Annotated in this window: 11 protein-coding genes; 6 read left to right on the forward strand and 5 right to left on the reverse strand. The window is 52.4% G+C overall.

The window, feature by feature from the left end; translation table 11 throughout:
• Positions 1–8: 8 nt before the first annotated feature.
• From rodA to mreB, 5 genes are read right to left on the reverse strand one after another with little or no spacing between them, the layout of a single operon-like run.
• Positions 9–1,172, reverse strand: a complete 1,164-nt coding sequence (gene rodA / locus J7445_RS04380) for a rod shape-determining protein RodA (RefSeq protein WP_101810009.1) — start codon at positions 1,170–1,172, stop codon at positions 9–11.
• Complete coding sequence (mrdA, locus tag J7445_RS04385; RefSeq protein WP_483407006.1) at positions 1,165–3,186, reverse strand: penicillin-binding protein 2; 2,022 nt, start codon at positions 3,184–3,186, stop codon at positions 1,165–1,167. Before mrdA ends, rodA begins: the two co-directional genes overlap by 8 nt.
• 27 nt (positions 3,187–3,213) lie before the next feature.
• Positions 3,214–3,717 carry a rod shape-determining protein MreD gene (mreD, locus tag J7445_RS04390; protein WP_209283199.1) on the reverse strand — a complete coding sequence of 168 codons (504 nt, stop codon included), beginning with the start codon at positions 3,715–3,717 and terminating at the stop codon, positions 3,214–3,216.
• A gap of 7 nt (positions 3,718–3,724) precedes the next feature.
• Positions 3,725–4,564 (reverse strand): rod shape-determining protein MreC, encoded by an 840-nt coding sequence (gene mreC / locus J7445_RS04395; RefSeq protein ID WP_209283200.1) that lies wholly within the window; start codon positions 4,562–4,564, stop codon positions 3,725–3,727.
• 11 nt (positions 4,565–4,575) lie between these two features.
• Positions 4,576–5,613 carry a rod shape-determining protein gene (gene mreB, locus J7445_RS04400; RefSeq protein WP_209283201.1) on the reverse strand — a complete coding sequence of 346 codons (1,038 nt, stop codon included), beginning with the start codon at positions 5,611–5,613 and terminating at the stop codon, positions 4,576–4,578.
• A 227-nt stretch (positions 5,614–5,840) separates the two neighbouring features.
• Between mreB and gatC the strand changes: the two genes are divergently transcribed.
• From gatC to J7445_RS04430, 6 genes are all read left to right on the forward strand, one after another.
• Positions 5,841–6,131, forward strand: a complete 291-nt coding sequence (gene gatC / locus J7445_RS04405) for an Asp-tRNA(Asn)/Glu-tRNA(Gln) amidotransferase subunit GatC (protein WP_209283202.1) — start codon at positions 5,841–5,843, stop codon at positions 6,129–6,131.
• 171 nt (positions 6,132–6,302) lie between these two features.
• Entirely contained in the window at positions 6,303–7,760 is a 1,458-nt protein-coding gene (gatA, locus tag J7445_RS04410) for an Asp-tRNA(Asn)/Glu-tRNA(Gln) amidotransferase subunit GatA (protein WP_070654415.1), read from the forward strand.
• Positions 7,760–8,632, forward strand: a complete 873-nt coding sequence (locus J7445_RS04415) for a VirK/YbjX family protein (protein ID WP_070654419.1) — start codon at positions 7,760–7,762, stop codon at positions 8,630–8,632. The genes gatA and J7445_RS04415 overlap by 1 nt, the downstream gene beginning before the upstream one ends.
• A gap of 101 nt (positions 8,633–8,733) precedes the next feature.
• The gene (gene gatB / locus J7445_RS04420) at positions 8,734–10,164 is read left to right on the forward strand and encodes an Asp-tRNA(Asn)/Glu-tRNA(Gln) amidotransferase subunit GatB (protein WP_070539031.1); all 1,431 of its coding nucleotides are present in this window, start codon (positions 8,734–8,736) and stop codon (positions 10,162–10,164) included.
• A gap of 106 nt (positions 10,165–10,270) precedes the next feature.
• Positions 10,271–11,278, forward strand: coding sequence for a 2Fe-2S iron-sulfur cluster-binding protein (locus J7445_RS04425; protein ID WP_070654414.1), 1,008 nt, complete (start codon positions 10,271–10,273; stop codon positions 11,276–11,278).
• Between the two features lie 247 nt (positions 11,279–11,525).
• Positions 11,526–13,319, forward strand: coding sequence for a 2-isopropylmalate synthase (locus J7445_RS04430; RefSeq protein ID WP_209283203.1), 1,794 nt, complete (start codon positions 11,526–11,528; stop codon positions 13,317–13,319).
• Positions 13,320–13,371 lie beyond the last annotated feature (52 nt).

Consider the following 13,371-nt stretch of genomic DNA (forward strand, 5'->3'; position numbering starts at 1 on the left):
TTATTCCCTTATTGGTTTTTTGTAGAGACGTTTACGTCCGCTTTGTCGTTGAATTCGTAGCGGCGTTTGGTTTTGTGCTCGCTGGAAATACCCATGAGCAGCGCAAGTACGGTCATGATGGAGAGTGTTGCAGTGCCGCCATAGCTGACCAACGGCAGGGGAACGCCGACAACGGGCAAAATGCCGCTGACCATGCCCATGTTCACAAAGGCGTAGCAGAAAAAGGTCATGGTCAATGCGCCGGCAAGCGTGCGGCTGTAAAGCGATTGGGCTTTGGCGGCAATCAGCAGTCCGCGCGTCAGGATAACGAGGTAAACCAGCAGCAGCAAGATGTTGCCGATCAAACCGAATTCTTCGCCATATACGGCAAAAATGAAGTCGGTCGTGGACTCTGGAATGTAATCCAAATGCGTTTGTGTGCCATTGAGCCAGCCTTTCCCCCAAACGCCGCCCGAACCGATGGCAATCATGGACTGGATGATGTGGTAGCCTGCGCCCAAAGGGTCCTGCGTCGGGTCAAACAGCGTCAGGACGCGGGTTTTCTGATAGTCGTGCATCCCGTAGTTCCACAAAAGCGGCAATGCAGCAACAAAGGCAATGATGGCGGCAAAGATGACTTTCCACGGCAGACCTGCGAAAAAGACAATGAAAATACCCGATGCCATAATCAAAACCGCCGTACCCAAGTCAGGCTGTTTCAAAATCAGCGCAACGGGGATGAGGATTAAAAGCATGGCGATGGCGTAGTGAAACCATTTCAGACGACCTTCGTGCCGCTGGAAGTACCAAGCGACGGTCATGGGCAGGACGATTTTCATGATTTCGGACGGCTGGATGCGCGTGAACCCCAGTTCCAACCAGCGTGTAGAGCCATTGACGGTCACGCCTGCGACTTCGACGGCGACAAGCAGCAACACGCCAATCAGGTACATCGGCAGCGCAACCTTTGCGGCATCACGCGGCTTGAACGAGGCGACAAACCACAGCAGGGCGAAGCCGAAAACCGTATGCAGGGTTTTGTGTTCAAGCTGGCCGAAATCCTGCCCGTCCGCCGAATAGAGCAAAAACAGGCTCATGATGTAGATGGCGAGCATGGGGAAAAACAGCCACGGGTCTATCGGAGCAGATACGGTGCGCTTGATTTTTGCCCACATTCCGACCGTTTCATTCATGATTTGCTTCCTCCTGTTTCAGACCGTAGGCTTTTTGGAATATGGTCGGCGGTTGGGGTTGTGTGCGGTGTTGTTGCGGTTCGGGCATTCCGCCTGCATCGGGGTCGTCTGAAAACTGCTGCGGCTTGACGTTGAGCATATAAAAATCGGTCAGGCTGCGGGCAAGCGGTGCGGCGTAGGCACCCCAGCCGCCGTTTTCCAGAATCACGGCAATGGCGATTTCAGGTTTTTCCAAGGGGGCAAACGAGATAAACCACGCATGGTCGCGGTGTTGCTCGCGCAAGGCTGCGACGTTGTAACGACCGCCCTGCTTGATTTGCACAACCTGTGCCGTACCCGTTTTGCCGCCCATGCTGTAAGCCAAACCGCCGCCGATGCGGTGTGCCGTACCGCCCGGTTTCAAGACTTTCTCCATTGCCTGTTTGACGTATTCGAAATTGTCTTGTTTGAACGGGATTTTGTATTCTGGATTCGGATTGATGCGCGTGATTTTGCGTTTGTCGAAATCCAACAACTCTTTCACCAAATGCGGCTGGTAAACCACGCCGTCATTAGCGAGCGAAGCGGTGGCATGTGCCATTTGCAGCGGGGTGTAGGCGTTGTAACCCTGCCCGATGCTGACCGAGACCATCTCGCCTGCGCGCCATTCTTTGGCGGTAGGATCGGATGATTTGGCAAAGCGTTTCGCCTTCCATTCACGACTGGGCAAAACGCCCGTATATTCGCTGGGCAGGTCGATGCCGGTTTTTCTACCGAACCCGAATTGCGCTAAATACGGCGACGCTTTGTCTATGCCCATTTCGTAGCCCAAGCGGTAGAAAAAAGTATCGGACGACACCTGTATCGCCTTGCTCAAATTCGCCGAACCGTGACCGCTGCGTACGGAATCTCGGAAGACGTGGCGGCTGCCGGGAATACTCCACGCTCCGGGCGCAGGGACAACCGTCGTTTGGGTAATTTTGCCGCTTTCCAGTAAAGCCATGCCCATAAACGGCTTAAACGTTGAGCCTGGCGGATACAGACCTTGCGTTACGCGGTTGACCAACGGCTTTTTCCAGTCATCATTCAAGGCTTTCCACGTTTCGCTGTCGATGCCGTCGATAAAGAGGTTGGGATCGAAAGATGGTTTGGAAACGAATGCCAACACCGTACCGTCTTGCGGATTGATGGCAACAATCGCCCCGCGCCTGTCTCCCAATATTTTATCCGCCTCTTGCTGCATGCGGATGTCCATGCCCAAACGCAAAGTTTGCCCCATGCGTGAGGGTACGTTTTTCAAGACGCGCACAATATTGCCGTAAGCGTCTTTTTCCACTTCTTGATAGCCGGGCGCGCCATGAAGCTGCGGTTCATAATATTTTTCCAGCCCCGATTTGCCGATGTGGGTGCTGCCGCGATAGAGCGCAGTCAAGCCTTCTTCTTCCAAAATTTCCTGATCTTTGTCGCTGATGCGTCCGATATAACCTAAAAAGTGTGAAGTCAGCTTGCCATAAGGATACTCGCGGAAAGTGCGCGAATTGACTTCTACGCCTTTAAATTCATTCAGATGCACGGACAATTTCGCCGCTTCTTCATCTGTCAGGCGCAGCTTGAGCGGGATGTTTTCAAATTTGCGGTAGCTTTCGCGATATTTGTGGAAACGCTTCAAATCAGTAGGCGTAATATCGACATACTTCCGCAGTGATTCGATGACATCTTCCATCTTGCCTTCAATGCGGCTGGGGATGACTGCCAGAGAAAACACGGGATAGTTTTTTGCCAACGGTACGCCGTTGACATCTACGATTTCGCCGCGAACGGGCGGGGTTGGAATTAATGTGATGCGGTTGCTGGATGCCTGTCCGGAAAAATCGTCATGCCGAAACACCTGCAAATAGACAAACCGCGCCACCAATGCGGCAAACAAAACCACAATCAGGATAAACGCCACCAGCAGACGCAATAAAGAATCGGCTTGCGCCGCCTTTGCAGTCTGTGTTTTACCGCTACCGCCATTTTTCAGACGACGTTTCATAGTATTCAGTATGGACATGGTTTCACGTTATCTGTTGGCGCGATAGAAATTGGTCAGCATCAGCATCAACTGGCTCAAGAAAGGCCAAAGCAGCGCACCAGTCAACGGCGCAATGAAACTTTGCCAAGTAATGATTTGGTTGTTGAGGAACAGACGCGCCGCCACCAATACCGCCTGATGGCAGAACAATGCTGCCAATACCGCCCCGATCTGCATGATGTGGCCGTAGAGCATGATTTGACGGCGCGTGTTCAATACGAAATACACCATGACCGTATAAGACAATGCGTGCAGCCCCAAAGTCGCTGCCGTTGCGGCATCTACCATCAAGCCGAGTAAAAACGCAATGCCCATGCCGACACGTTGGGGATGGTGCATCGACCAATAAAGCAGCATCAGCGCGGTCAGTTCCGGCAACCAGAAAAAACCATCAAAGGGAAAAGGCATGAAATCGACAAGCATGGTTACGGCAAAACTTGCCGCAATCACGCCGACAGGCATGGCACGGTAGGAATCGTCAAAATCGTTCATGAATGATTTATTGAGAAGAATGGGAAGAAGACAGAACCAAAACAAAGCGGCTGCGGCGCAAGGCGGCAAACGGGGTCAGTTCTGTGTCGTAATAAGGCGTACCGGACGCGCGGACGACTTTATCCACGCGCGCTACGGGAATGCCTGCCGGATAAATGCCGTCCAAACCGGAGGTAATCAAAACATCCTGCGGCTTCAAATCCGATCCTGTCGGAAAATAGCGCAAATCCAAACCCACGCCGTTGCCGTAGGCGAGATTGCGTTCGCCCGTCCGCTCAACGGCAACAGGGACGATACTTTGCGCAGCCGCCATCAGCTCGACTTCCGCGCTGTTTGCGTGAACTAAGGTAATTCGTCCGATTAAGCCGTTTTGGTCGATAACGGCATCGCCTGCCATTACCCCTTCGCCAATGCCTTTATTGATAATCAAACGCTCGGACAACGGGTCTTTGCCACTGGACAATACTTCAGCGCCGATGACACTGCTTATGCCTTTTTGTTGCAAGCCGTATAGCTTTTTCAGCTCCTGCAATTCGCTCAAGTTAACCTTGTCACGTTGAAGCTGGATTTTCAGACGACCGTTTTCCTCCAAAAGGAGACGGTTTTGTTCCAACAGCTCGGTTTGTGATTGAGATCGGTTGGAAAAATATTGATAGAGACGGACCGGCTGGTTTGCCAACCATTGCACCGGATAAAGAATCTCCGCTGCAGCCGTGCGCACGGGTTGCATCAGGTCGAAACGACCATCCGCCACCATAATGCCTGCACCCAGTAAAAGATACGCAATAAAACGAGGCAACAGCTTTTGGCCCTTTGCCTCGTCAAACCGTAAAGAAGAATGTTCCATTTCAGCCTGCCTTACGGGTTATCCACAAAAACGGCATTCCATTTGCCGATGTAATCCAAGGCTTTGCCTGCGCCATAAGCCACACAGTTCAAAGGCTGGTCGGCAATGCCGACAGGCAGTCCCGTCGCATCTGCCAAAACCGTATCCATACCGTGCAATAGTGCGCCGCCACCCGTCAGCATAATACCCCTGTCGGCAATATCACCCGCTAACTCCGGTGATACTTGTTCCAATGCAAGGCGTACGGCGCGGATAATCTGATTAACCGTTTCGCTCAGAGCTTCGCGCACTTCCTCAGAAGTAACAGCCAACGATTTTGGGGTTCCTTCCGCCAAGTCTCGACCTTTAATCCGCATTGCGGTTTCCGTTGAAAAGCCATAGGCAGAGCCAATCGTTTTCTTCAACTCTTCAGCCGTCGCTTCACCAACCAGTACACCGCGATGACGGCGCAAATAATGCACGATGCTTTTATCAAATTCATCACCGGCAGCGCGGACGGATGCGGAGTAAGCCATACCGCCCAAAGACAAAATACCGATTTCCGTTGTGCCGCCGCCAATATCCACTACCATTGAGCCGACAGTATCCTCAACCGGCAGACCCGCACCCAAAGCAGCCGCCATCGGCTCCTCAATCAAATGAACAGATGACGCCCCTGCCGCAAATGCAGAATCCAAAATCGCTTTGCGTTCAACCTGAGTCGCACCACCCGGCACGCAGATCACTACGCGCGGAGGTACGACTGAATGACCTTCCGTGGCCTTTTTAATCAGCATGCTTAGCATACGCTCGGCAATCGTAAAGTCGGCAATCACTCCGTCCTGCATAGGCCGGACGATTTCAATATTGCGCGGCGCACGCCCCTGCATTTTCTTGGCTTCCGTACCCACGGCGACAATCTTACTTTTACCGCCCGTACCCGATTGAACCGCCACCACAGACGGCTCGTCCAAAACAATGCCTTTACCGCGCACATAAATCAACGTGTTCGCCGTACCTAAATCAATGGCGATATCGTTGGAGAAAAAACGGGATAAAAAACGAAACATAAAATACCTGAATATCGGCCCAGCACCGATTTTATTTAATTGTTATTCAAAATATTAAAAACATGGGAACAGCACCTTTTCAGACGACCTCCCCACTTCCCGTATGAAACGCATGGCGAAATCACACGCCGTTTGAGTAGTTTTCGGTTATAATTCCTCGTTTGATCGAAGAAGAATGCAATGATACCCCAAATAAGGGGGTGCCTGCTATCAGACAAGGATTTTTTATGGCTCTAAGCTTAACCGATGTGGAAAAAATTGCCAAACTCTCACGCCTTTCACTGACCGAGGAAGAAAAAGGCAAAACCCTCTCAGAATTAAACGACATTTTCGCTATGGTCGAAAAGATGCAGAGCGTGAATACCGACGGTATCGAGCCGATGGCACACCCCCACGAAGCCGCCCTACGCCTGCGTGAGGATAAAGTTACCGAAACCGACCATGCCACCGAATATCAAGCCGTTGCACCTGAAGTGCGTAACCGCCTGTATATCGTGCCTCAGGTAATTGAAGAATAATTTTTCAGACGACCTCATTATATTGAAATGTAAAATCTAAACTTGGGTCGTCTGAAACTCGTTTCCTTTTTCCTTCGAAATTTCAATCACTGTTCAGCCTACGTTTTCGACAACACTTTCCCGAATATTTGCCTGAAAACAGAAACCGTCTTAATTAGGAATCATGGCGCAATGACCCAATACACCCTCAAACAAGCCAGCCAGCTGCTGCAATCCAAACAAATCTCCGCCGTCGAACTGGCAACCGAATACCTCGCCGCCATTGCTGCGCAGAACCCGGCTATCAACGGCTACATCACCCTCGACCAAGACAAAACCCTCGAAGAAGCCCGTGCCGCCGACGCGCGTATCGCGCAAGGTACCGCCACCGCGCTTACCGGCGTACCCATCGCCTACAAAGATATTTTCTGTCAAACAGGTTGGCGCAGTGCGTGCAGCTCCAAAATGCTGGACAACTTTGTCTCCCCCTACACTGCCACCGTCGTTCAAAATCTGCTTGACGAAGGCATGGTAACGCTCGGTCGTACCAATATGGACGAGTTTGCCATGGGTTCGACCAACGAAACCTCGTTCTACGGCGCAACCAAAAATCCGTGGAATCCCGAACACGTTCCCGGCGGTTCGTCTGGCGGTTCCGCAGCCGTCGTTGCCGCACGACTTGCCCCTGCCGCGCTCGGTTCGGACACTGGCGGCTCTATCCGCCAGCCCGCATCACACTGCGGCATCACCGGTATCAAACCTACCTACGGCACGGTTTCCCGCTTCGGCATGGTTGCCTACGCCTCCAGTTTCGACCAAGCCGGCCCGATGGCGCAAACCGCCGAAGACTGCGCGATTTTGCTTAATGCAACGGCGAGCTTTGACGAGCGCGATTCCACCAGCTTGGAACGCAGCAAAGAAGACTACACCCGCGATTTGGACAAACCGCTTAAAGGCATAAAAATCGGTCTGCCTAAAGAATATTTCGGCGAAGGCGCGGATGCCGATGTGCAGGCTGCTTTGCAAAACGTCATTGACCTTTTAAAAGCGCAAGGCGCGGAAACCATCGAAGTCTCCCTGCCCCAAACCGCCCTATCCATTCCCGCTTACTACGTCCTCGCTTCCGCCGAAGCCAGCACCAACCTTTCCCGCTACGACGGCGTGCGCTACGGCCACCGCGCCGCCCAATTCGGCGACCTTGAAGAAATGTACAGCAACACCCGCGCCGAAGGCTTCGGCAGCGAAGTCAAACGCCGCATCATGATTGGCACTTATGTGTTGTCGCACGGCTACTACGATGCCTATTACTTGAAAGCCCAAAAACTGCGCCGCCTCGTTGCCAACGATTTTCAGACGGCATTCGCGCAATGTGATTTCATCCTTGCCCCAACTGCGCCCACCGCCGCCCCCAAACTCGGCAGCGACATCCACGATCCCGTGCAGATGTACCTTTCCGACATCTACACCATCGCAGTGAATCTGGCAGGATTGCCCGCCCTGACCCTGCCCGCAGGTTTCAGCGGTAACGGACTGCCCATCGGTGTGCAATTTATCGGTAACCACTTCTCCGAAGCCAAAATCCTCGGTGCAGCGCATCAAGTGCAGCTGGTGAGCGATTGGCATACAAAAACCCCTAATGGAAAAGCATGATGCCGGAGCAGTTCGTTTTTCCTGACTTCAAAACCGTGTATAAAAACGCTCCAAAATTTCAAATCCAACATTTGAAATTTACCTTGCGCAAGTTGTTTGCACGGAGGCAGATTAAGGATTTTGAGACCTTTGTCAATGCTTCCGCACTACGTCGTGTTTTTTTCCAAAAGCTGCCACAAGATGCCTATCCTTTGATTCATGCCTTTATTGATAAGCGTTTTGACAGACAGCGCAGACTGCAAGCTATGAAAGAAGACCTGTTGGCAGCCGAAAAACTGTTCGGACAGGAAACACTTACCGGTATGGAGACTCGCGAATTCCATATCGTCTTAGCACATCTTTCAGACGACCTGACTTTGTGGCTGAACCGGAACGATAATTGCGTGGATGAAGGAATGTGGTCGCTATCCTTGCGCGATAACGAAGGAAAACGTCTCTACATGGCAACCTTCGCTCTAGTTGACGGTAAACCGCTGGTCGCTTCTATCCAAGGCCCCGCAGGGGAAGAAGCCAAAAACCTTGTCCGCAGCCTGACCAAACAACTCCACGGCCTGCGCCCGCAGCAACTGATGGTAACCGCCCTGCAATATTTTTCGGCATCACTCAAGTTGGGTGGCGTCATCGGCATTGCCCAAGAGCATCAGGTCAAACTGCGCTGGCGACTGAAGAAACGGGTCAAAATGAATTACGACCTGTTTTGGCAGGAAAACGGCGCAACGCTCGAAAGCGACGGCTACTGGCATCTGCCGCAAACCCCGCCGCGAAAAGACTTGGCGGAAATCGAAAGCAAAAAACGATCGATGTACCGCAAACGTTACCAAATGCTGGATAACATGGCGACTGAGATGCAGGCTTGCTTTCAGAAGACTTGATACCGGGCTTTCAGACGACCTGTTGTCTCTACAAACCAAAACAGGTCGTCTGAAAACAGCTGACCACTTTATATTATTGACATCAAAAGAAAGAACCTCTTATGACTTGGGAAACAGTAATCGGCTTGGAAATCCACGTCCAATTAAACACCCAATCCAAAATCTTCAGCGGCGCATCAACCGCATTCGGTGCGGAACCCAATGCGCACGCCAGCGTGGTGGAATGCGCGCTGCCGGGCGTGCTGCCGGTAATGAACCGAGAAGTCGTTGAAAAAGCTATCAAATTGGGCTTGGCGTTGGATGCGAAAATCAACCAGAAAAACGTGTTCGACCGCAAAAACTACTTTTACCCCGACTTGCCCAAAGGGTATCAAATCAGCCAGTTGGATTTGCCGATTGTAGAACACGGCAAACTGGAAATCGTGGTTGGCGACGATGTGAAAACCATCAACGTCACCCGCGCGCACATGGAAGAAGACGCGGGCAAATCCGTGCATGAGGGCTTGAACGGTGCAACCGGTATCGACCTGAACCGTGCCGGTACGCCGCTGTTGGAAGTCGTATCGGAACCCGAAATGCGCTCCGCCGCCGAAGCCGTTGCCTACGCCAAAGCCTTGCACAGCTTGGTAACATGGCTGGACATCTGCGACGGCAACATGGCGGAAGGTTCGTTCCGCGTCGATGCCAACGTATCCGTGCGTCCGAAGGGCCAAGCGGAATTCGGCACGCGCCGCGAGATTAAAAACCTCAATTCTTTCCGCTTCTTGGAGCAGGCGATTAATTACGAAGTAGAAGCGCAAATCGAGATTTTGGAAGACGGCGGAAAAGTACAGCAGGCAACTATGCTGTTCGACCCGGAAAAAGGCGAAACCCGCGTGATGCGTTTGAAAGAAGACGCGCATGACTACCGCTACTTCCCCGACCCCGATTTGCTGCCCGTCATCATTTCAGACGACCGGTTGCAAAAAGCCAAAGCAGAAATGCCCGAGCTGCCAAAAGAAATGGCGGCGCGTTTCGTGGCGGATTATGGCGTGAGCGACTACGACGCGCGCCTGCTCACCGCCAGCCGCGTGCAGGCTGCCTATTTTGAAGAAGCCGCCAAAGCCAGCGGACAAGGCAAGCTGACTGCCAACTGGATGAACGGCGAACTTGCCGCCACGCTGAACAAAGAAGGCATGGAACTTGCCGACAGCCCGATTACCGCCCCACGCCTCGCCGCTCTGGTAGGCAAAATCGCCGACGGCACATTAAGCAGCAAATTGGCGAAAAAAGCCTTTGAAGCCATGTGGGCAGAACCTGAAGCCTCCATTGCCGAAATCATCGAAAAACACGGCTTGCAGCAAATGACCGATACCGGCGCGATTGAAGCGATGGTAGACGGAGTGCTGGCAAACAATGCAAAAGCCGTGGAACAATTCAAATCCGGCAACGAAAAAGCCCTGAATGCGATCGTGGGACAAGTGATGAAAGCCAGCAAAGGCAAAGCGAATCCCGCACAAGTTCAAGAACTGATTAAAGCCAAACTGGCTTAATCCGTTATCACACAGGTCGTCTGAAAGCAAAGTTCCAACGAAGGTAAAACGGGAAACAAGCTTTCAGACGACCTTTTAACTTAATCTATTCAAACCACACCAAACCATGACCCACACCATTACCCTACCCGACCAAACCACCTTTACCGCCAACGACGGCGAAACGGTTTTAGCCGCTGCCGCCCGTCAAAACCTCAATCTGCCCCATTCCTGCAAAAGCGGTGCCTGCGGGCAATGCAAAGCCGAACTGGTGAGAGGCGATATTCAAATGGGCGAACACTCTGAACAGGCCTTATCCGAAGCAGAAAAAGCCCAAGGCAAGATTTTGATGTGCTGCACCACCGCGCAAAGCGACATCAGCATCAACATTCCCGGCTACAACGCCAATGCCCTCCCCGTCCGCACCCTGCCCGCCCGTATCGAACGCATTGTTTTCAAACACGATGTCGCCCTCTTGAAACTTGCGCTGCCCAAAGCTCCGCCGTTTGCCTTCTACGCCGGGCAATACATTGATTTACTGCTGCCGGGCAACGTCAGCCGCAGCTACTCCATCGCCAATTCGCCCGACCAAGAAGGCATTTTGGAACTGCACATCCGCAGGCGCGAAAACGGCGTCTGCTCGGAAATGATTTTCGGCAGCGAACCCAAAGTCAAAGAAAAAGGCATCATCCGCATCAAAGGCCCGCTCGGTTCGTTTACCTTGCAAGAAGACAGCGACAAACCCATCATCCTTTTGGCAACCGGTACAGGCTATGCCCCCATCCGCAGCATCCTGCTCGACCTTATCCGCCAAGACAGCAGCCGCGCCGTCCATTTCTACTGGGGTGCACGGCACCAAGATGATTTGTACGCACTCGAAGAAGCGCAAGAGCTGACAGGTCGTCTGAAAAACGCCCGCTTCACCCCCGTCCTATCAAAAGCCACTGAAGGTTGGCAAGGCGAAAAAGGATACGTCCAAACTGCTACCGCAAAAGATTATCCCGACTTGAGCGGTTACGAAGTTTATGCCTGCGGTTCCGTCGCCATGACCGAAAGCGCGAAATCCGTGTTGACCGCACAATGCAGCCTGCCTGAGACAGCCTTCTATTCCGACGCTTTTTCTCCGGCACAATAACCCTGTTTTCTTTCCCCTCTGGTTTATTACAGCCAGACAAACGTCATCAAGGTCATCTGAAAAAGAAGCTTGAAGCTTTTCAGATGACCTTTAATTCAATTCTTTTTAGACAAAAAGTATAAAATTAATCCAGTTTTAAAAAGTAAATTCGTGTTTTTAGAAAAATAGATTGTCGTTTTGTCTAAAATGCGTATAATTCCCTTCCAAAGCAAACCATAATTTCGATAAAGTTTGGACAAGGAACATCATGCAATTAGACATTGACCGCTTAGTTGCTTATTTCGGCGGCGTGAATGCACTTGCCGAAGCGTTGAAACAGCACGATCCCGAAAATGCCGCAACAACCGCTGCCATCTATAAATGGCGCACGCGCGGATCGCTGCCTTTGGCGCAACTGCAAAAGCTGACCGCGCTGGCGGAAGCGCAAGGCAGACCGCTGGATTTAAATGCTTTTTTACAAAAAAACGAATCTCTGGAGAGAACAGAAATGACACAGACCAACCGCGTAATTATTTTCGACACCACCATGCGTGACGGCGAGCAGTCGCCCGGTGCATCCATGACCAAAGAGGAGAAAATCCGCATTGCCCGCCAGTTGGAGAAAATGGGCGTGGATGTGATTGAGGCGGGTTTTGCCGCCGCCAGTCCGGGCGATTTCGAATCGGTCAATGCGATTGCCAAAATCATCACCAAATCCACAGTCTGCTCGTTGGCGCGTGCCGTTGAAAACGATGTGCGTAAGGCAGGCGAAGCCGTTTCCCCCGCGCCGAAAAAACGCATCCATACCTTCATCGCCACCAGTCCCATCCACATGGAGCACAAACTGAAAATGAAGCCGCAGCAGGTCATCGATGCGGCGGTCAAAGCGGTGAAAATCGCCAAAGAATACACCGACGATGTGGAATTTTCCGCCGAAGACGCCGTGCGTTCGGATTTGGACTTCCTCGCCAAAATCTTTACGGCGGTTATCGAAGCGGGCGCGACCACCATCAATATTCCCGATACTGTCGGCTACTCCATCCCTTCCGTGTGGTACGAGCGTATCAGCAACATCATCAAAAGCGTACCCAACGGCGACAAAGTAGTCTGGTCGACCCACTGCCACAACGACTTGGGTATGGCGGTTGCCAACTCGCTGGCCGCTGTTCAGGCAGGCGTGCGCCAGGTGGAATGCACCATCAACGGCTTGGGCGAACGCGCGGGCAATGCCAGCCTTGAAGAAATCGTGATGGCGTTGAAAGTGCGCCATGACCTTTTCGGCTTGGAAACCGGCATCGACACCACACAAATCGTGCCGGTATCCAAACTGGTGTCCACCATTACCGGCTATCCGATTCAGCCCAACAAAGCGGTGGTCGGCGCAAACGCCTTTGCACACGAATCAGGCATCCATCAGGACGGCGTGTTGAAACACCCCGAAACCTATGAAATCATGACTGCCGAATCGGTCGGCTGGTCAACCAACCGCCTGACCTTGGGCAAATTGTCCGGCCGCAGCGCGTTCCGCAGCAAACTGGCGGATTTGGGCATCGAGTTGGAAAGCGAAGAGGCGCTGAACGCCGCATTTGCCCGCTTCAAAGAACTTGCCGACAAAAAACGTGAAATCTTCGATGAAGACCTGCACGCGTTGGTGTCCGACGAAATGGGCAGCATGAACGCCGAAAGCTACAAATTCATCTCCCAAAAAATCAGCACCGAAACCGGCGAAGAGCCGCGCGCCGACATCGTGTTCAGCATCAAAGGCGAAGAAAAACGCGCTTCGGCCAGCGGCTCCGGCCCTGTAGACGCGATTTTCAAAGCGATTGAGAGCGTGGCGCAAAGCGGCGCGACTTTACAGATTTATTCCGTCAACGCCGTAACGCAAGGCACGGAAAGCCAAGGCGAAACCAGTGTGCGGCTGGCACGCGGCAACCGTGTCGTCAACGGACAAGGCGCGGATACCGACGTTTTGGTCGCCACTTCCAAAGCCTACCTCTCCGCCTTGAGCAAACTGGAATTCGGTGCCGCCAAACCGAAAGCGCAAGGCAGCGGTACGATTTGAACTTAAATAGATTGATTTGAATTTAAAAAGCAAAAAGGTCGTCTAAAAACCG

The organism is Neisseria sicca (assembly GCF_017753665.1).
In the GTDB taxonomy this organism is placed as follows: Bacteria; Pseudomonadota; Gammaproteobacteria; order Burkholderiales; family Neisseriaceae; genus Neisseria; species Neisseria flava.